An 18,569-nucleotide genomic window follows, 5' to 3' on the forward strand; every position below is an offset into this window, starting at 1 on the left:
TCGGTAGACGCGTTGCGCGGATGCCGATACGGGATGATCCCGTCATGCGTCATTCGTCTCAGGTCCTGGATTGCCTTGATTCCCGTGCCCCCCCGCAACGTTTCGCGCACACAAGTGATCGACCAGCATGCGAGACGCAACAGGTAGGGCGTCGTACCGGCGAACACAGACGACGAGGCGTCGCTCTGCCCATGGGTCGGTCAACGGCACCATGCGCAACGCCTCGCCGTCCGTTACCTGGGAGTAGATGCCCACCGCTTCCCGGGGCGCGATGGCCAGCCCGAGTTGGGCCCGCACCATGCGGCACACCGCCTCGAACGTCGAGACATGGATACGAAACTTGACGGTTTTTCCCTGCTCGGCGGCCAGACGCCGAAACACGGTGTACATGGCGCTGTCCGGATGAACGCCGATCTGGTCGAAATCCAGCGTTTCGATGAACGACAGCTGCGGTGCGCACGCAAGCGGATGGTCCCGGTGCAGCACCGTCACGATCTGGTCGTGGCGATAGGGAAAGACCTCGACGTCGCGGGTGTCGACGGCATCCCAGCAAATGCCGATATCCGTGGCGCCGTCCGCCACGCCGCGTACGACCTGCACGCTGGTGTGCTCCTCGAGATCGACCTTCACCCCTTCGTGCCGACGCAGGAAAGCGCCGAGTTCGTCTGGCAACGTTTCGACGATCGAGGAAACGTTGGCGAAGATGCGGATATGGCCCCGTACGCCGCTGGTGTATTCCGACAGGTCGCCCTGCATCTTCTCGAGGCTGCGCAGCACATTGCGTGCGTGATGCAGCAACGCTTCGCCCGCCGGGGTAGCCCTGACGCCCCACTTATGGCGCTGCAAGAGCGCCGAGCCGACCAGCGATTCGAGGTCGTTGATCCGCTTGCTGACGGCAGAAGGCGCGATGAACTCGCGCTCAGCCGCACGGGCAATGCTGCTTTCTTCGCAAACCGCGACGAACAACCGTAACGAAACGAGATCGATCCGCCATAGCGCCATGCCCGTCTCCAGAAGGCACTGCATTGACAGCGATTTTGCGGCGCATGTGGCAAAAACGCCACTCGGGGCCACCCCTGAAGACGCACGAAAACAACAGCCGATCAACGCGCCGTGTGTGTGATCCGAAACGAATCACAGGCCACGCTCCGGCAATCGGGAAGCCATGACCTTAGAGGGAGGTGTGGGGAAGCAACGACCGGAGCGCCCCAGTGACACGGAACCGACGCCGTCTCGACAGGTTGCACGCTCCCATCGGACGTCCTGCGTCCGGTGAAATGTCCTTGCGCCGATCCCTCCCAGGACAACCGCCTAACGCATCGCCCCCATCAGCAGAACGGCACTCCAGCCGCCGTCAGCCGTGTTGCGCGGTGCCTCAGGCGGCGGTGCCGTCGCCAAGGCCATGAACAGCCAACATTTGCAAATGACGATCGCAATCATTTTGTTGACGCTCAATCATCCCGGCATGGTCGCCGGGTCTGATTTGACTATAGTGCGACGCTATCGACGCGGCAACTGTGAAACGTTTCTAGATTTAACAAACGGCGCCAAGACGGAGCCGGTGGCCGGCCTCTACCTTACTGACGGCGGGCGATCGCGCGGGCCAGCACCAGCACAGGCAGCAACCCGACGAGTACCAGCGTCAGGGCCGGCACCGCCGCCTCGGCCAAACGCTCATCGGCAGCGAGGTGGCTGGTAATCACAGCGAGCGTATCCATATTGAATGGCCGCAAGGCGAGCGTGGCGGGCAGCTCCTTCATGACGTCGACGAACACAAGCAACGCTGCCGTCAAGACGCTTCCCCGCAACAACGGCAAGTGGACACGACGCAACATCGACCACCCACCTACCCCCAGGCTGCGGGCGCTGGCGTCGAGATTCGGGGCGATTCTGGCAAAACCCGCATCCACGCTTTGAAGCGCGGCCGGTAGAAACCGCACGAGGTACGCGTAGATCAATACGCCGCCGGTCCCGGCGAGCACAAGACCGTTCGCGCCGAAAAAATTCCCCAGCCAGGTGTCCAGATGCAAGACCGGCGTGAGGATGCCTAACGCGATGACCGCCCCCGGAATCGCGTACCCAACGCCGACGAGCCTCACGGCGATACGTGTGATGCGTCCCGGTGCGAGTCGCTGCGCATAGCCGAGCACGAGCGCGAACACGCATGCCACGAGCGCGGCCACTGCCGCGAGGCGCACCGTGTTGTAGACCCATTCGCCATAACGTGGCCACGGCACCTGATCCAGCTCGGAAACGGCCAACCGCAACATAATCAGCGCCGGCAGCGCGAAGCCGATGACGAGCGGCAGCGCACAACCGATGGTGGCAAGCCCGCCACGCAGGCCTCTGAGATGTGTGCGGCGTGCCGTCGTCGGCGCCCGTCCCGGCGCACCGTAATAACGCAGCCGCGCACGGCTGCGTGCTTCCGCGATCAGCAGGACGAGCACGGCAACCAAGAGACAGGCGGACAACTGTGCAGCCGCCACACGGTCGCCCATCGAGAGCCAGGCGCGATAGATGCCCGTCGTAAACGTCGGCACGCCGAAGTACGCAACGGCACCGTAATCCGCCAGGGTCTCCATGAGGACGAGGGCCACGCCCGCCACCAATGCCGGACGCGCAAGCGGCAAGGCCACGCGCACCAACGCTTGCAACGGCGTACAACCCAACGTACGCGCGGCTTCGAAGAAGCGCTGACTGTGCTCCGTGAATGCCGTACGCGCCAGCAGATAGACGTAGGGATAGAAAGCCCCGGCGAAAACCCACGCCGCGCCATACCAGGAGCGGATTTCCGGGAACCAGACGAGCCGGTCGGCTCCCAGTAACCGGCGCAATGCCGTTTGAACCGGCCCGGCAAACTGAAGGAAGTCGGTATATGCGTAGGCAGTGACGTAGGCCGGCATCGCCAGCGGCAGGATCAACGCCCATTCCAGCACGCGCCGGCCGGGAAAAATGTAGTGCACGACCAGCCATGCGCTTCCCACGCCCATCACCAGTACGCCGCAACTGACTGCCAGCGAGATGCGGAGCGAATTCAGCGCATACTCCGGCAACACGGTGTCGAGCATGTGGGCGAGGACCGCGCGCGTGTCCGCATCTCCGGCCCCGAGCGCCGCCAGGATGCCGAACATCGGCACGAGCACGACGAACGCCGGGATCCATGCCACAAGCCGCCAACCGGCGACGCCGCGGACATGTCGGCGACGATGGCGTGGCGAACCCGGCGACTGGCGGCTCGCAGGCGTCTGCCCACCGGTCGGCGCGACGGTCGTGTGGGCGGAAGATACGCCAACAGGTGTGGCGTCAGTCAGCATTTCAACGGGCGCAGACGCTGCGGCGGCGCGGGGCGGGGGCGTCGATGACATCGGCAAATCGTGATCGGAAGCGGTAAAGGAATTTATCGGAATCTATTGGGCGGCCTCGATGGCTAGCGGGGCAATCGAGATACATCGGGAAATCATCAGGAGACGAATCAGGAGACGAATCAGGAGTCGAACCCGGAGTCGAACCCGGAGCAGAATCCGGACGACCTCGTACAACTCTATGCATACGCTAACGGCAGACATCGTAAGACCGCGTGCCATGACCGCCTGAAATACCATCTATGACGCACATTGCGTATCGCAGAGGGGAACCGGAAGACACGCTCCGGTCTAAAGCGTTGTAAATTATACGCATTCCCATCCGCATCTCCGACGCAGCGACCCACGGAAAGTGCCCGCAGGCTGAGTAAGCAGCGCGCCTCGCCCTCTTTCCCGTTCCCGCTGCCTCTTCACCAATACTTCTCACACCGATGCCCCTGCCCTATCTGTTGCTCGACCATATCTCCGTCAATTACGACACCGCAGGACACGTTCATACGGCAGTACGCGATCTGTCACTGTCCCTTGCTCGCGGGGAGATAGGTTGCCTGCTGGGCCCGTCGGGGTGCGGCAAGACGACAGTGCTCCGTGCCGTCTGCGGCTTCGAACCGCTGGTCGGCGGGAGAATCGTGCTTGACGGCCACGAGGTCGCCAATGCGCAGAGCAGCGAGCCGCCTGAGCGCCGCCATGTGGGCGTCGTGTTTCAGGACTATGCGCTGTTCCCTCATCTGAACGTTGCCCAGAACATCGGTTTCGGTCTGGGCCGCATGCCACGCGGAGAACGTCAGGTGCGTGTCGAGACGCTCGCCGAGCGTGTCGGTCTGGCGGGCGCGCTTCGGAAGTATCCGCATGAGCTATCGGGCGGACAGCAGCAACGCGTGGCGCTCGCCCGTGCGCTGGCGCCCTCCCCGGCCCTGCTGCTGCTGGACGAGCCCTTTTCGAACCTCGACCTCGATCTGCGCGAACGGCTGGCCGTCGAGGTCCGGGAAATCATTCGCGCGAGTGGCGCCACGGCGATTCTCGTCACGCACGATCAACACGAGGCGTTCGCCATGGCCGACCGCATCGGCGTGATGCATGCAGGCGCGATCGCACAGTGGTCGCCCGCGCGCGACCTCTGGCGTACGCCCGCCAATCGCGTCGTCGCCGACTTCATCGGACGCGGTGCACTGATTCCCGGGACTTTCCGCGGCAATGCGCAAGGCGGTGGCATTTCGATAGAACTCGGGGAAATTTCCGTATCGTCGACCCTGGCCGACAAGCTGCTGCGCAACGCCGCCAGGGACGCCTATCCGGTAAGCGTCGATGTTCTGCTTCGGGCAGATGACCTCTCGCACGACCCGGCCAGCCCGTTTGAAGCCACCCTGGTAAGGCGCGCGTTTCGCGGGGCCGACCAGTTGTATACGCTGCGTCTGGCGTCGGGTGCGGAAGTCGTTGCCCGCGTGGACGGCGAACTGACGCACGAGGCCGGCGATCGCGTGGGATTGCGGCTGGCGGTGCAACATCCGGTAGCGTTCGCCGCGAGTTCGACCACCGCCTGATACCGGCAAGGACGCCGTCACTCAGAGGCTGGTAAAATCCGCCAAAACGGATGGGCCTATGAAACAGTACCTCGACTTCATGCGCCATGTACTCGAACATGGCACAGACAAGACTGACCGCACCGGCACGGGCACGCGCTCGGTGTTCGGCTACCAGATGCGCTTCGACTTGCAGGCAGGATTCCCGCTCGTCACCACGAAAAAAGTGCACATCAAGTCCATCGTGCACGAACTCCTCTGGTTCTTGCGGGGCAGCACCAACGTGCGCTCTCTGCAGGAAAACGGCGTATCTATCTGGAACGAATGGGCCGATGCCGAAGGCGAACTCGGTCCTGTCTACGGCGCGCAGTGGCGCTCGTGGCCGACCCCTGACGGCGGACATATCGACCAGATCACGCAGGTCGTGGACCAGATTCGCTCGACGCCCGATTCGCGCCGTCTGATCGTCTCCGCCTGGAATGTCGGCGAGATCCCTCGCATGGCATTGCCGCCGTGTCACGCCTTCTTTCAGTTCTACGTTGCGGACGGCAAACTTTCCTGCCAGCTCTACCAACGTAGTGCCGACATTTTCCTCGGTGTGCCTTTCAACATCGCCAGCTACGCGTTGTTGACACACATGATGGCGCAACAAACCGGACTGGAAGTCGGCGACTTCATCTGGACGGGTGGCGACTGCCACCTGTACAACAATCACCTCGACCAGGTGCGCACGCAGCTCGAACGCGAGCCGTTCCCGCTGCCGAAGCTCGAGATCGCGCGTAAGCCCGACTCGATCTTCGACTACCACTTCGAGGATTTCCATATCACCGGATACGAAGCGCATCCGCACATCAAGGCACCGGTGGCCGTATGACGATTCTGACGCTGGTCGTCGCCCGCGCCGAGAACGGCGTGATCGGGCGTGACAATCAATTGCCATGGCGTTTGCCGGAAGACCTCGCGCACTTCAAACGTACGACGCTCGGCAAGCCCGTGGTCATGGGACGCAAGACGTACGACTCGATCGGCCGCCCCTTGCCGGGACGGCGTAACATCGTCGTATCGCGCAATCCGGATCTGAAGATCGGCGGTTGCGAAGTCGCCGGCTCGCTGGTGGATGCCATGCGTTTGTGTGTTGGCGTCGAGGAGATCTGCCTGATTGGCGGCGCGCAGTTGTATGCGGAGTCGCTGGCGAGTGCCGACAAGGTCATCGTGACGGAAATCGCCAAGGCATTCGAGGGGGATGCGCACTTCCCGGATCTGCCTGCTGCGCAATGGCGTGAGACGGCACGCGAAACGCATCACTCACCGGCGCCGAACGATTTCGACTATTCGTTCGTAACGTACGAACGCATCTGATATCCCCCGTTCAGGCGTATGGGCGAGGCTCAGACGCCAAGGTTCTCGCGCGGCACGTCGGTTGCCGCGCCGCCTTCCCTACCAAGGTCCGCCACCTGCGCGGGCGCGCCCTTCGCCACGTGCACCCGATCGCGTCCCAGACGCTTCGCCGCGTATAGCGCTTCGTCCGCCAGTGCGACCAAACGCTCCGGCGTATCGCGCAGGTTCCCCTGCTGCGGTACGTGCGTTGCGCATCCTACGCTAACCGTCACCACACCCTGCGGCCCCGAGCCGGGGATGGCCAACGCCCGCACGCTCTCGATCACACGCGTAGCCACGAAATGTGCGCCCTTTTCGTGGGTTTCCGGCAACACGATCACAAACTCCTCGCCGCCATATCGGGCCACGAGATCGGTCGGACGATGCGTTGCCCGCATCAACGCACGGGCGACGAGCTCAAGGCATTGATCGCCTACGGGGTGGCCGTACTCGTCGTTGTAGCGCTTGAAGTGATCCACATCGACCATCAGCAGCGAAAGCGGATGACCGGCGCGGCGCGCCTGCTCGAAGTCCCCCGGAAAACGGTCGTTGAAATAGCGGCGATTGTGGATACCGGTCAGTGCATCGCGATTGCTGTACTCGATCAGACGAAGGTGCGCGCGCGTCAGCTCTCGATACAGGCGCGTCACCTCCCACACCAGCACGCAAACCAGCAGTCCCGGGGCCGACATACTGAAAAAGCGGGCGAGATACCACCCTAGCGAGAATCGGACCGTGCTCATCAGACTGAGCACCGTGTCGGTCACACAAGCCAGCACGGCCAGCGCCACCCAGAGGTCGAGAACGGTACGTAACCGTCCAACGCCCAACACGACGACGAGGGCCACCAGATTCAACACGAGAAGGACGATGCCGGTTCCCCCCGAGGAGAACTCGCCGGGCGCCGTGGCCGGCGTCAAAGCGGGCGGCAGTTTGAGCGTCAATGCCGTTAAACACAGCAGCACCGCCACCGCGATCGGCAGGCCAACGTAAAGGCCGAGACCCCGGCCGATGGGGGACAGTTGCGTTACGGCCGTGGGGCTGAACAGGCGCCGTGCGAGCATCGCGAGCAGGACGAGCGTCGGAAATCCCGCATGCCAGAAAACCCAGATCCAGCCGGACGTCGTCGGATGTGCCCCGAACAGTCCGGTCGGCGCGAAAAGTCCGGGAAACGTCAGCAACTGCATGGCGACGGTGAGCGCGGTAAAAGCATAGGCGCCGGCCAGCAAACCGAACACCGGCAATCGGCTGACCTGAAACTGGGCGGAGAGCAAAAACGATGCGATCGTTGCCGTTGTGAAAACGGTGAGTCCGCACATCGGCAGGAATGGCGCGACAGCCGGCAACATGGCCGTCGCCTGCGGCGCCGCCAATAGCAGGGCGGCCAGCACGACGATCGCCAGACAGCCGGCAAAAGCCCGCTGTCCGCGCGAAGCATGCTCCATCAGAAAGCCGTCCATGAAATCCCTTCCCCTCTATCGAGCGCGATATCGATTCGACGAAGTCTCGTTGGCAGCCTCGCCGCAAACGCCGGCGGCGACCGGATAAGCCGCAGCATGCACCAATTCCGACGGCCTGCCAACGTGTCTGCCGTTGGCCGATACCGACAAAAACGGCATCGACCAGCTATCGTCAAATAGCCCGTCGACGCCGTGGACGTCCCGTCGCAGCCTTCGTTCGGCAAGTGGCGCGCCTTCGTTACCGTCGAGACGCTCGATACTGCGGCGCCCGGACACGACTTACACTCACCGGTGTACCGGGCTTAACCGCCGAGATAGGCCTCCAGCACGCGTGGGTTGCCCAGCAGATTCCGGCCGGTGTCGTCCAGCACCACCTTGCCCGTCTCCAGCACGTAGCCATGCTGTGCGATCTTGAGCGCCTGACGCACGTTTTGCTCGACCAGGAAGATGGTCAACCCATCGGCGTTGATCTCCTTCAACGTGCTGAAAATGCCTTGCACGATGATCGGGGCGAGCCCCATCGACGGCTCGTCCAGCAGCAACAGCTTCGGCCGTGCCATGAGCGCACGCCCGATCGCCAGCATCTGCTGCTCGCCGCCCGACAAGTTACCTGCCATCTGGTCGATACGTTCCGCCAGTCGCGGGAAACGCTCGAGCACTTTGTCCAGATCCGGCTTCACGTTCTGCTTGTCGCGCCGCGTGTAGGCCCCCAATTCAAGGTTCTCGCGCACCGTCATAGTCGTGAGCGTGGCACGTCCCTCCGCCACCTGCACCAATCCGCGTTGCACGATCTTGTTGGGTGCCAGATCGCCGATGTCCTCACCTTCGAAGAGGATCGTACCCGCCTGCTTCTTGATGAGACCGGACAGCGCCAGCAGTGTCGTCGACTTGCCCGCGCCGTTCGCGCCCACGAGCGAGGTGATCTCGTGCTCGCGCAATGCAAAATCGACGCCTTTCACGGCCTCGATATGCCCATAGGCCACTTTCAGGCCCTTCACTTCGAGCAGCGCGCTCATGCCTTGTCCTCCGCGCCAGCCGCCAAGGCGGGCGCATCGTCGTCGTCATCGTCCCGGCCCAGATAGGCTTCGATGACCTGCGGGTTGTGCTTGATCTCGTCAGGCTTGCCCTCGGCAATGATGCGGCCGAAGTTCAGCACGGCAATGCGCTCGCACAAGCCCATCACGAAGCGCATGTCGTGCTCGATCATGAAGATCGTGTAACCGCGCGCCTTGATGTTCTCGATTTCGCTCATCAGATCGACCTTCTCGCCCGTGTTCATGCCGGCGACCGGCTCGTCGAGCAGCAGCAGCTTGGGCTCGGTCGCCAGTGCGCGCGCCAGTTCGAGCTTGCGCTGATCGCCGTACGAGAGGTTATCGGCAATGTCGTACGCCTTATGGTCGAGCTTGACCCACGACAGCAGCTCGTGGGCACGCTCGCGAGAGCGCTTCTCCATGTCGCGAAAACCCGGCAGCGACAGCAGCAGCCCCGCCGGGCCATACGAGAGATGGCGGTGCATCCCGACCACGACGTTCTCGATCAGCGTCATCTCCTTGAAGATGCGGATGTTCTGGAACGTACGCGCGATGCCTCGCTGCGTAATCCGGTGGGGCTTCTCGCCCGGCAGGCTTTCACCGTCGAACGTGATGCTGCCGCCCGTGGGCTGCAACAAGCCGGTGATCAGGTTGAAGACGGTCGTCTTACCGGCGCCGTTCGGTCCGATCAGACCGAAGATCGTGCCTTGCGGCACTTCGATGTTCACGTCCTGCAGCACGTGAAGGCCGCCGAATCGCTTGGAAATATTGGAAAGCTTAAGCATGTCGTGTTCCCCGTCCGCTTACGTGGAAGACGCCGAACGCGCCTTACCGGCACGGAACCACCGGCGAAAACGCATCGGATCCCAGATGCCCTTGGGCAGGAACAGCACGATCAACACCAGAATCAGGCCGTTGACCACGAGGCGGAAGTCGTTGAACGCCCGCAGCAACTCCGGCAACAACGTAAGAATCGTGCTGCCCAGCACCGGGCCCACGAGACCGTTGATACCGCCGAGAATCGCCATCGTCAGAATTTCGACGCCACGGTCGAACCCGAATTCGTTCGGTCCGATAAAGAACGTCAAATGCGCGTTGAGCGCGCCGGCCAGCCCCGCCAGCACCGCCCCCAGCACGAATGCCAGCATCTTGTAGCCCGTGACGTTGATGCCCATGAGCCCTGCCGCCGTCTCGTCTTCCTTGATCGCCTCGAACGCACGCCCCACCTTCGAGCGACGAATCCGCCACAGCACGGCAAGCGTGATCACGACCGCACCCGCCACGTGCCACCATTGCGTGAGCTGCGGAATGCCGTTCAGTCCGAGCGCACCGCCCGTCAAATCTTCGGTATTGAGGATGAGCACGCGCACGACTTCACCGAAGCCGAGCGTTGCCATGGCCAGATACACCCCCGACAGACGCAGTGTCGGCTTGCCGATGATGAACGCAATCAGCGCGGGCGCCGCCATGCCGCCTGCAAGCGATACGGCAAACGGCGTCTCGTAATTCATTGTCAGCAACGCTGCAGTGTACGCCCCGATGCCCATGAACGCCGCGTTCGCCATCGCCAGCATGCCGCACGAAAGCGTGAGGTAAATCGACAGGGCCAGCAGCGCATTCGTGCCGAGAGTCAGCACGAGATTGCTGTAAACCGCCCAGAAATTATTGAACCAGTCCATTGCGCCCCCGTGATTACGCTTTGCGTTCGAGCACTTTGCCGAACAACCCCTGCGGACGCACCAGCAGGATCAGGAACAGAAGGCCGAACGCCACGGCGTCGCGCATGTTCGAGCCGATATACGCCACCGACAACACTTCGGCGAAGCCGAGGAACAAGCCGCCGATCATCGCGCCACGAATGTCGCCCATGCCGCCCAGAATGATCACGGCAATGCCCTTGTGCAGCATCGGCTGCCCCATGAGCGGGAACACGGCGTTGGAGTAAAGGCCGATCAGCACGCCAGCCATGCCGCCCAGCCCTGCCGCGGCGAATGACGTCGCCAGGAAAAGACCTTCGACGTTGATGCCCAGCAGGTACGCCGCCTTCGGCGACTCGGCAATCGCGCGCAGAGCGCGCCCCAATTGCGTCTTCTTAATCGTGGTAATGAGCACGGCCATGAGCGCAAACGAGATGAAGATGATCGCCAGCTCGAGCACCGTCATATGAACGCCGGCCACCGTGAGCGTGTCCTGCGGGACGACGTCGTACGGAAAACGCAGGTTTTCCGCACCGAAGATGCCCTGCACACCGTTGTTGAGCAGAATGCCCACACCGATGGTCGCGATCATCGGGATCAGGTGAGGTGCACCGCGTTTGCGCAACGGTTTGAGCACCAGCACGTCGATGAGCAGGCCCAGCAGGCCGGCGACGACGACGGCCGTGACGATGGCCGCCCACAGCGGCAGATGCAGACGCACGACGGCTTGCAGCGCCGCATAGGCGCCGACCATGAAGACCGCGCCGTGCGAAAGGTTGATGACGCCGAGGATGCCGAACACGAGTGTGAACCCGAGCGCGAACAAGGCGTACACGCACCCGAGGGAGAGCGCGTTGACGAGTTGCTGTTCCAGCATGGTGTGTATTCCAGCCTGAGGGACGGAAGCGCGCGTCGTGAGGGGGTGCGACGTGCGCCAGAAACGCCGATGGGCGTAGCGCCTTGCGGCCCTACGCCCATGCGGACTTCTTCAAGTACTGCCGGGCTACTTACTTCTCGATGACGTACTTGCCACCCTTCGTCACACTGACGATCGGTGCTTGCTGTGCGTCGTAGCCGGCCGGCTTGCCGTTCTTGTCCGTTGCCTGACGGAAGGCGAACTTGCCCGTCGCGCCTTCATGCGTGACCTTCGGCAGTGCATCGCGCAACGCCTTGCGGTCGGCGATGAGATTGCCCGAAATCTTCACGTTCTTGATCGCGTCTGCGGCAATGTACATGGCGTCGTACGACTGCGCCGCGAACTGGTCCGGCGCCACGTTGTACTTCGCCTTGTAAGCGGCGATGAACTTCGTATTGGCCGGCGTGTTGTTCTCGATCGACCACGGGCTACCCACCCACAGGCCGTCCGAGCTGCCCTTGGCAAGATCGAAGATCTTGACCGAATTCATCCCGTTGCCGCCGATGAACGGCACGTTGATGCCTAGTTGGCGGGCCTGCACCATGATCGGAGCACCTTCGGCGATCAGCGCCGACAGCACGATGGCGTCCGGGTTGGTGGCCTTGATTTTCGTGAGCTGCGCCTTGAAGTCCACATCGCCCTTGGCGAACGTCTCGGTCGTCGTCACCGGGATCTTCAGGTCTTCGAGCGCCTTCTTGAAGTTGTCGTAACCGCTCTTGGTGAAGACATCGTCGTTGCCGTACAGCACAGCCACCTTCTTGATGCCCGTGTGCTTTGCCGCCACCTTGATGGTCTCCGGCAGCACGTCGGCTTCGGTCACCGAGTTACGGAAAATATAGTCGCCGATCGAGGTAATGCCGTCCGCCGTATTCGACGTGCCGAAAGCGACCGTCTTGCCGGCTTGTGCAATCGGGTCGGCAGCCTGTGCCGAATTCGACAGCGTCGGACCGAACACCATGAGCACCTTGTCCTGGAAGATCAGCTTCTTGAAAACGTTGATCGCCTCTTCCTTCTTGCCCTGCTCGTCTTCCACCTGAAGCACGAGCTTATTGCCGTTGATGCCGCCGGCAGCGTTGATTTCGTCAGCGGCGAGCTGGAAACCGTTCTTGATCGCGATACCGTACTGCGCCGCGCCGCCCGACAGTGCCTCGGCCACACCGATCTTCAGATCGGCTGCATGGGCCGCAGCCACCATCCCCGTAGCGACAAGTGCGCTCAGCAACTTGGTCATGGTGCTTTTCATGAGTCCTCTTCCTCCAATACCTAGTCTCTAGTTATGAGAAGGCGCGCCTTATGAGCGCGCCCATTACCCTAACTACCGTGTCCGTTCTTAAGCCACGGCTTAAGAAAACTCCTAAGGATATCGCAAACTGCCTGCAACGGGCACGACAATTGAGCATTTGCCCCGCAATGGCGCACAAATGCAACGTGTTTGTGGCGCCATAACGGGTTTTCGCAGCATCAATGACCGGCAACGGTCATTTGTTCAATCAGGATTGACCCGACCTCCTTCGTGCCGCGCACGAGCGTGTCCGCCCCGATCGCCACGATCTGTCGGAACATGTCGTTCAGATTCCCCGCCAGCGTGATTTCTTCGACCGGATACTGAATTTCGCCATTCTCGACCCAGAAGCCGGACGCGCCGCGCGAGTAATCGCCGGTCACATAATTCACGCCCTGCCCCATCAGTTCGGTCACCAGCAGACCGGTGCCGAGCTTGCGCAACATGGCGCGGAAGTCGTCGGTCGGTGCCGTGAGCTTGCTGTACATCCGCAGATTGTGCGAACCACCGGCGTTGCCGGTCGTTTGCATCCCCAACTTGCGAGCCGAATAGGTCGACAGGAAGTAGCCTTGCACCACGCCATCACTGACCACATCGCGAGCGCGCGTCTTCACGCCCTCCTCGTCATAAGGTGCGCTGCCCATCGCGCGCGGCACGTGCGGATCTTCGTGAATGCCAACGTGATCGGCAAATACCGGTTTGCCCAGCGTATCGACGAGGAAGGTCGCCTTGCGGTACAGCGCGCCGCCACTCACGCCCTGCACGAATGCCCCCAGCAAACCGGCGGCCAGCGGGGCCTCGAAGAGCACCGCACACTTACGCGTGGAAAGCTTGCGGGCGTGCAGGCGCGCCAGCGCACGCTCGGCCGCATACCGGCCGACCGCCTCGGGCGAGGCCAGATCGCCCGCAGCGCGCTTGGACGTATACCAGTCGTCGCGCTGCATGTGGCTGCCGCTGCCGGCAATCGGCGACACCGACAGGTAATGCCGCGAATACGGGTAGCCCGAAAGGAAACCGCGTGTCGTGCCGAGCATGAACTGAGAGTGCTGGGCCGATACGGCCGCGCCCTCGGAATTCCGGATGATGGGACTCACGTCGAGCGCCGCCTTCTCCGCGCGACGCGCCAGCTCGACCGCCTCGTCTGCCGTAATGCTCCACGGGTGGAACAGCGACAGATCCTGCGGGTGCATTTCGAGGAGTTCGGACTCGGCAAGTCCCGCGCAATCGTCTTCCGCAGTGAAACGGGCAATGTTGTACGCCGCGTCGACCGTGTCGTGCAGCGCCTTGCGCGAGAAGTCGGACGTACTCGCGTTGCCGCGACGCTGACCGATGAAAACGGTCACGCCGACCAGCTTGTCGCGGTTACGCTCGATGGTCTCGACCTTGCCGCGCCGCACCGAGACCGACAGACCGTCGCCCTCGGAGATTTCGGCTGCGGCGTCGGTTGCGCCGAGCGAACGGGCGTACTGCAAGACGTCGCCGACGATTTCCTTGAGTTGATCCTGGGTATGCGTGAAGTGCTGGGTCGCTTGGGACATCGGCGCGATTCGGTCAGTGGCTGAATAGGAACCGCCATCTTAGCGCGAGTTGCGCGCCATCGTGCGTACCCCGGCAACTATTTGGACGCCTCGCGCCGCGTTACAATAGCGCCTATGACGCACATTCAACGCTTTAACCGTATCGCCCACAGCGAGCTTTCCGACGAAGGCCCGAGCAAATCCCAGCGCAAGCGCGAGTCGCATGCCCTTCAGGATCTGGGCGAAGAACTGGTCAACCTGGCCAAGGACGCGCTCGCCCGCGTGCCAATGCCCGAAAACCTCGAACGCGCCGTCCGCGACTGCCGCACGATCACCGCGCACGAAGGCCGCCGCCGTCAATTGCAGTACGTGGGCAAACAAATGCGCACGCTCGACGAATCGGAAATCGAGGCCATTCAACGCGCGCTGGACGTCATCAAGGGCGTCTCGAAGGCGGAAACCGCCAAGCTGCACGCCCTGGAGCGCTGGCGCGAGCGCCTGATGGCCAAGGACGAGGCGCTCACCGAGTTGCTCGCCCAATATCCGGGCGCCGACGCTCAGCAACTGCGCACGCTGATTCGCAACGCCCGCCGCGAGCAGGCCGCGCAGAAGCCGCCCAAGGCGTTCCGCGAACTCTTCCAGGTACTCAAGGACCTGCTTGGCACAGGTCCGGCGGCGGCCGAAACTTCGGACGACGCCGATAACGATCTGCCGGAATTCCCAACGCGTGAGGATTATTGATGGTGACGCGCTCTCATCCGGACGAACTTCGCGTAGGGCTCGTGTCGATCAGCGACCGGGCCAGCCAGGGCACCTATGAGGACCAGGGCATTCCGGCGCTTCAGGCGTGGCTGGGCAGTGCCCTCACGTCGCCGTGGGTGGCGCATACGCGTCTGATTCCCGATGTCGCCGACGGCATCACCGCGACGTTGATCGAACTGATCGACACGTTGCAGTGCGATCTGGTGCTGACGACCGGCGGCACAGGCCCGGCGCGCCGCGACGTCACGCCCGAAGCCACGCTGCGTGCAGGCACCAGGGAAATGCCGGGGTTCGGCGAGCAGATGCGCCAGATCAGCCTGCGCTTCGTGCCGACGGCGATTCTGTCGCGTCAGGTCGCCGTCATTCGCGAGACCGCAGATCATGCAGCGCTTATCATCAATTTGCCCGGTCAGCCCAAGTCCATCAAGGAAACCCTCGAAGGATTGCGGGATGACGACGGCCAATCGGTGGTGCCAGGCATCTTTGCTGCGGTGCCATACTGCATCGATCTGATCGGTGGCCCTTACATCGAAACCGACGAAGCCGTCTGCAAGGCGTTCCGCCCGAAGAGCGCGATTCGCGCGCCGAAGTCCGCCTGACCGGCATCCGCCGTCCTCTTCATAGCGAGCACACAAAGCAAAACGCCAGCGAATACGCTGGCGTTTCAGTACCCGTCGACGGCAACTCAGGCCGTTGCGCCCGGCACTGCCGTCTTCAGGAAGTGCTCACGGTAGTACACCAGTTCGTCGATCGATTCGTGGATATCGGCCAGCGCCGTATGGGCGGCCCGCTTGGTAAAACCCTTGTACACCGTGGGCTCCCAGCGACGGCACAGTTCCTTGAGCGTGCTCACGTCCAGATTCCGATAATGGAAGAATGCTTCGAGTTCGGGCATGTAGCGCGCCATGAAACGGCGATCCTGGCAAATCGAATTGCCGCACATCGGCGACTTGTTGGGCGGCACGTACTGGCTCAGGAACTCGATCAGTTGCGCCTGCGCAGACGCCTCGTCCACGGTCGACGCCTTGACGCGATCGATCAGACCCGAGCGGCCGTGCGTCGATTTGTTCCAGTCGTCCATGCCGTCGAGCACCGCGTCGGACTGGTGAATGGCGAACACCGGGCCTTCGATGCGACGCGTTAGCGCCGAGTCCGTGACGACGACCGCCACTTCGATAATTCGGTCGCTGTCCGGCTGCAAACCGGTCATCTCCATGTCGAGCCAGACCAAATTAAATTCGGCGCGTGCAAGCGTCGTCTGGGCGTCGGCAGGCGTGGGATTTTGGGATGGGAGGGAAGACATGATCGGAAGACTCTGGAAAACGCATCGGTGGGCGACCGGTACGGCGCCTCGCCGGTCGAAAGAACTTATAATTCTCGCATACTTCGGATTCTCATCAAGCGCATGTTCACTTATCTCTTCGTGATCTTCCTGCTGGCGATGGTCATGACCAAGCTCTGGCTGGCCGCCCGTCAGGTCCGCCATGTCGTTGCCCATCGGGCTGCCGTACCCGAGCGCTTCGCCGACACGATCACGCTGACCGATCATCAGCGCGCCGCCGATTACACGGTGGCTCGCACCCGTCTCGGCATGGCCGAAATCTTCGCGCAGGCCGTGCTGCTGGTCGCCTTTACGCTACTCGGCGGGTTGAACGTACTGCATATTGGTATCGCCGAGTGGCTCGGCGAAGGCTACGTCGGGCAGATCGCGCTGATCGCGGCGGTCTTGCTGATTTCCGGCATCGTCGATCTGCCGTTCACTTATGTCCGGCAGTTCGTCATCGAGCAACGTTTCGGCTTCAACCGGATGTCGCTCGGGCTGTTTATCGACGACATGGTGAAAGGCACCGCCGTCGGCGTCGTCCTCGGATTGCCGTTGCTGTTCGTCGTGCTGTGGCTCATGGACCGCGCCGGGCCGCTCTGGTGGATTTACACGTGGGTCGTCTGGGTGGCGTTCAATCTGTTCGTGCAATTCATCTTTCCCCATGTCATCGCCCCGATGTTCAACAAGTTCGAACCGCTCTCGGATGCCTCGCTTGCGCAGCGCATCGAAGGGTTGATGCAACGCTGCGGATTTGCAGCGCGCGGTTTGTTCGTGATGGACGGCTCGAAGCGCTCCGCGCACGGCAATGCTTACTTCAGCGGCTTTGGTCGCGCCAAGCGCATCGTATTCTTCGATACGCTGATCGAACGTCTCTCACCCGCCGAGATCGAGGCAGTCCTGGCCCACGAACTGGGGCACTTCAAGCGCCGCCATATCACCAAGCGGCTGGTCGTCGCGTTCGCATTGTCGCTCGCCTTCCTCGCGCTGCTGGGCTGGCTCACCGGACGAACCTGGTTTTACACGGAGCTGGGAGTCATGCCGTCGATGACGGGCAGCAATAATGCACTCGCATTGGTGCTTTTCTTCCTCGTACTGCCGGTGTTCGGATTCTTCGCCAGCCCGCTTGGCAGTCTGACCTCGCGCAAACACGAGTTCGAAGCCGACGCGTTCGCTGCCAGCCAGACACAGGCGAGCGATCTGGTGAACGCACTGGTAAAGCTCTATCAGGACAATGCCTCGACGTTGACGCCCGACCCCGTCTACACAGCGTTCTACTACTCGCATCCCCCCGCTTCCCAGCGCATCGACCGACTGCTGGGGCACGCATGAAGCGCGGCGGAAAAGGTAAGGCATCGCCGGTCGAGACACCAGTGCAGGAACGACGCCACGGTCGCGTCACGGCGGCCCATGGCCGCCATTACGTTGTCGAAGCCGACGACGGTGAAACGGTGCTGTGTTTCCCCCGAGGCAAGAAGAGCGAGATCGCCGTTGGCGACGAAGTTGCCTGGGCACGCACCGGGGATCAGGGCGTGATTGAAGAGATTCTGCCCCGTCGCAATCTGCTCTATCGCTCGGACCAGTTCAAAAGTAAGCTTTTCGCCGCCAACATCGACCAATTGGTGATCATGTTGGCCACCGAGCCGTACTTCAGCGAAGATTTGCTCGGTCGTGCGCTTGTCGCTGCGGAAGCGAACGAGCTTCGGCCGTTGATCGTACTCAATAAGACCGACGTAGCCGACGCGTTGCCGGCAGCTCGCGAGCGGCTCGCGCCATATCGCGCATTGGGCTACGAAGTGCTGGAGCTATCGGTACGCGCGGACCCGGAGGCAGCCAAGACACAATTGTTGCCGCGTCTGGCACATCAGGCATCACTGCTGCTCGGGCAATCCGGCATGGGGAAATCGAGCCTCGTGAATCTGGTCGTGCCCAATGCGGATGCGGCAACACGCGAAATCTCGACCGTCCTGAATTCAGGCAAACACACCACGACGTTTACGCGCATCTTCCATTTGCCCGAAGGCGGACTGCTCATCGATTCGCCGGGCTTCCAGGAGTTCGGCCTGCATCACCTCAAGGAAGGCGCTCTCGAGCGCGCATTTCCAGAGTTTCGCCCCTTGCTCACAGGTTGCCGGTTCTACAATTGCCACCATCTGAAGGAGCCGGGCTGCGCGATTCTCGAGGCAGTAGCCGATGGCCGAATCTCATCACAGCGTCATGCCCTTTACGCTCAGCTCGTCCACGAATCCGAACAGCAGATTCCCTACTGATCCGCAACGGCAGTGACTTCGAGAAAAGAAAAACCCCGCATATGCGGGGTTTTT

17 protein-coding genes are annotated in these 18,569 nt (G+C 62.3%); 7 read left to right on the forward strand and 10 right to left on the reverse strand.

The features are described from left to right. Positions 1 to 42: 42 nt before the first annotated feature. Both PAN31108_RS08720 and PAN31108_RS08725 read right to left on the reverse strand, forming a co-directional pair. On the reverse strand, positions 43 to 1,002 hold the full coding sequence (locus tag PAN31108_RS08720; RefSeq protein ID WP_150668465.1) for a LysR family transcriptional regulator: 960 nt from the start codon (positions 1,000 to 1,002) through the stop codon (positions 43 to 45). A 575-nt stretch (positions 1,003 to 1,577) separates the two neighbouring features. Further along, positions 1,578 to 3,365, reverse strand: coding sequence for an ABC transporter permease (locus PAN31108_RS08725; RefSeq protein ID WP_246183845.1), 1,788 nt, complete (start codon positions 3,363 to 3,365; stop codon positions 1,578 to 1,580). A 428-nt stretch (positions 3,366 to 3,793) separates the two neighbouring features. Between PAN31108_RS08725 and PAN31108_RS08730 the strand changes: the two genes are divergently transcribed. The 3 genes from PAN31108_RS08730 to PAN31108_RS08740 are packed head-to-tail and all read left to right on the forward strand — an operon-like array spanning position 3,794 to position 6,241. Beyond that, on the forward strand, positions 3,794 to 4,903 hold the full coding sequence (locus PAN31108_RS08730) for an ABC transporter ATP-binding protein (RefSeq protein WP_150668466.1): 1,110 nt from the start codon (positions 3,794 to 3,796) through the stop codon (positions 4,901 to 4,903). A gap of 58 nt (positions 4,904 to 4,961) precedes the next feature. Next, positions 4,962 to 5,756, forward strand: a complete 795-nt coding sequence (locus tag PAN31108_RS08735) for a thymidylate synthase (protein ID WP_150668467.1) — start codon at positions 4,962 to 4,964, stop codon at positions 5,754 to 5,756. Further along, positions 5,753 to 6,241, forward strand: a complete 489-nt coding sequence (locus PAN31108_RS08740) for a dihydrofolate reductase (protein WP_150668468.1) — start codon at positions 5,753 to 5,755, stop codon at positions 6,239 to 6,241. The genes PAN31108_RS08735 and PAN31108_RS08740 overlap by 4 nt, the downstream gene beginning before the upstream one ends. A 29-nt stretch (positions 6,242 to 6,270) precedes the next feature. On the opposite strand, the gene PAN31108_RS08745 is transcribed toward PAN31108_RS08740, so the two are convergent. The 7 genes from PAN31108_RS08745 to pmbA form a co-directional block, all read right to left on the reverse strand. Continuing rightward, the gene (locus tag PAN31108_RS08745; protein ID WP_150668469.1) at positions 6,271 to 7,719 is read right to left on the reverse strand and encodes a sensor domain-containing diguanylate cyclase; all 1,449 of its coding nucleotides are present in this window, start codon (positions 7,717 to 7,719) and stop codon (positions 6,271 to 6,273) included. 302 nt (positions 7,720 to 8,021) lie between these two features. After that, positions 8,022 to 8,735, reverse strand: a complete 714-nt coding sequence (locus tag PAN31108_RS08750) for an ABC transporter ATP-binding protein (protein WP_150668470.1) — start codon at positions 8,733 to 8,735, stop codon at positions 8,022 to 8,024. Then, positions 8,732 to 9,535, reverse strand: a complete 804-nt coding sequence (locus tag PAN31108_RS08755) for an ABC transporter ATP-binding protein (RefSeq protein ID WP_150668471.1) — start codon at positions 9,533 to 9,535, stop codon at positions 8,732 to 8,734. Before PAN31108_RS08755 ends, PAN31108_RS08750 begins: the two co-directional genes overlap by 4 nt. A gap of 18 nt (positions 9,536 to 9,553) precedes the next feature. Then, complete coding sequence (locus PAN31108_RS08760; protein ID WP_150668472.1) at positions 9,554 to 10,429, reverse strand: branched-chain amino acid ABC transporter permease; 876 nt, start codon at positions 10,427 to 10,429, stop codon at positions 9,554 to 9,556. A gap of 13 nt (positions 10,430 to 10,442) precedes the next feature. Then, positions 10,443 to 11,324 carry a branched-chain amino acid ABC transporter permease gene (locus PAN31108_RS08765; RefSeq protein ID WP_150668473.1) on the reverse strand — a complete coding sequence of 294 codons (882 nt, stop codon included), beginning with the start codon at positions 11,322 to 11,324 and terminating at the stop codon, positions 10,443 to 10,445. A gap of 130 nt (positions 11,325 to 11,454) precedes the next feature. Beyond that, on the reverse strand, positions 11,455 to 12,606 hold the full coding sequence (locus PAN31108_RS08770; RefSeq protein ID WP_150668474.1) for an ABC transporter substrate-binding protein: 1,152 nt from the start codon (positions 12,604 to 12,606) through the stop codon (positions 11,455 to 11,457). A 218-nt stretch (positions 12,607 to 12,824) separates the two neighbouring features. Then, positions 12,825 to 14,183 (reverse strand): metalloprotease PmbA, encoded by a 1,359-nt coding sequence (gene pmbA / locus PAN31108_RS08775; RefSeq protein WP_150668475.1) that lies wholly within the window; start codon positions 14,181 to 14,183, stop codon positions 12,825 to 12,827. Positions 14,184 to 14,297: 114 nt separating this feature from the next. Here pmbA and yjgA point away from each other — a divergent pair, with 114 nt between their 5' ends. Together yjgA and mog are read left to right on the forward strand one after the other, a co-directional pair. After that, entirely contained in the window at positions 14,298 to 14,903 is a 606-nt protein-coding gene (gene yjgA, locus PAN31108_RS08780) for a ribosome biogenesis factor YjgA (protein ID WP_150668476.1), read from the forward strand. Then, complete coding sequence (gene mog / locus PAN31108_RS08785; RefSeq protein ID WP_150668477.1) at positions 14,903 to 15,523, forward strand: molybdopterin adenylyltransferase; 621 nt, start codon at positions 14,903 to 14,905, stop codon at positions 15,521 to 15,523. The genes yjgA and mog overlap by 1 nt, the downstream gene beginning before the upstream one ends. Before the next feature lie 86 nt (positions 15,524 to 15,609). On the opposite strand, the gene orn is transcribed toward mog, so the two are convergent. After that, positions 15,610 to 16,227, reverse strand: coding sequence for an oligoribonuclease (gene orn / locus PAN31108_RS08790; protein ID WP_150668478.1), 618 nt, complete (start codon positions 16,225 to 16,227; stop codon positions 15,610 to 15,612). Positions 16,228 to 16,329: 102 nt separating this feature from the next. Between orn and PAN31108_RS08795 the strand changes: the two genes are divergently transcribed. After that, complete coding sequence (locus PAN31108_RS08795; protein ID WP_150668479.1) at positions 16,330 to 17,577, forward strand: M48 family metallopeptidase; 1,248 nt, start codon at positions 16,330 to 16,332, stop codon at positions 17,575 to 17,577. Next, the gene (gene rsgA / locus PAN31108_RS08800) at positions 17,574 to 18,515 is read left to right on the forward strand and encodes a ribosome small subunit-dependent GTPase A (RefSeq protein ID WP_150668480.1); all 942 of its coding nucleotides are present in this window, start codon (positions 17,574 to 17,576) and stop codon (positions 18,513 to 18,515) included. Before PAN31108_RS08795 ends, rsgA begins: the two co-directional genes overlap by 4 nt. Positions 18,516 to 18,569: the final 54 nt, after the last annotated feature.

The organism is Pandoraea anhela (assembly GCF_902459655.1).
GTDB lineage: Bacteria > Pseudomonadota > Gammaproteobacteria > Burkholderiales > Burkholderiaceae > Pandoraea > Pandoraea anhela.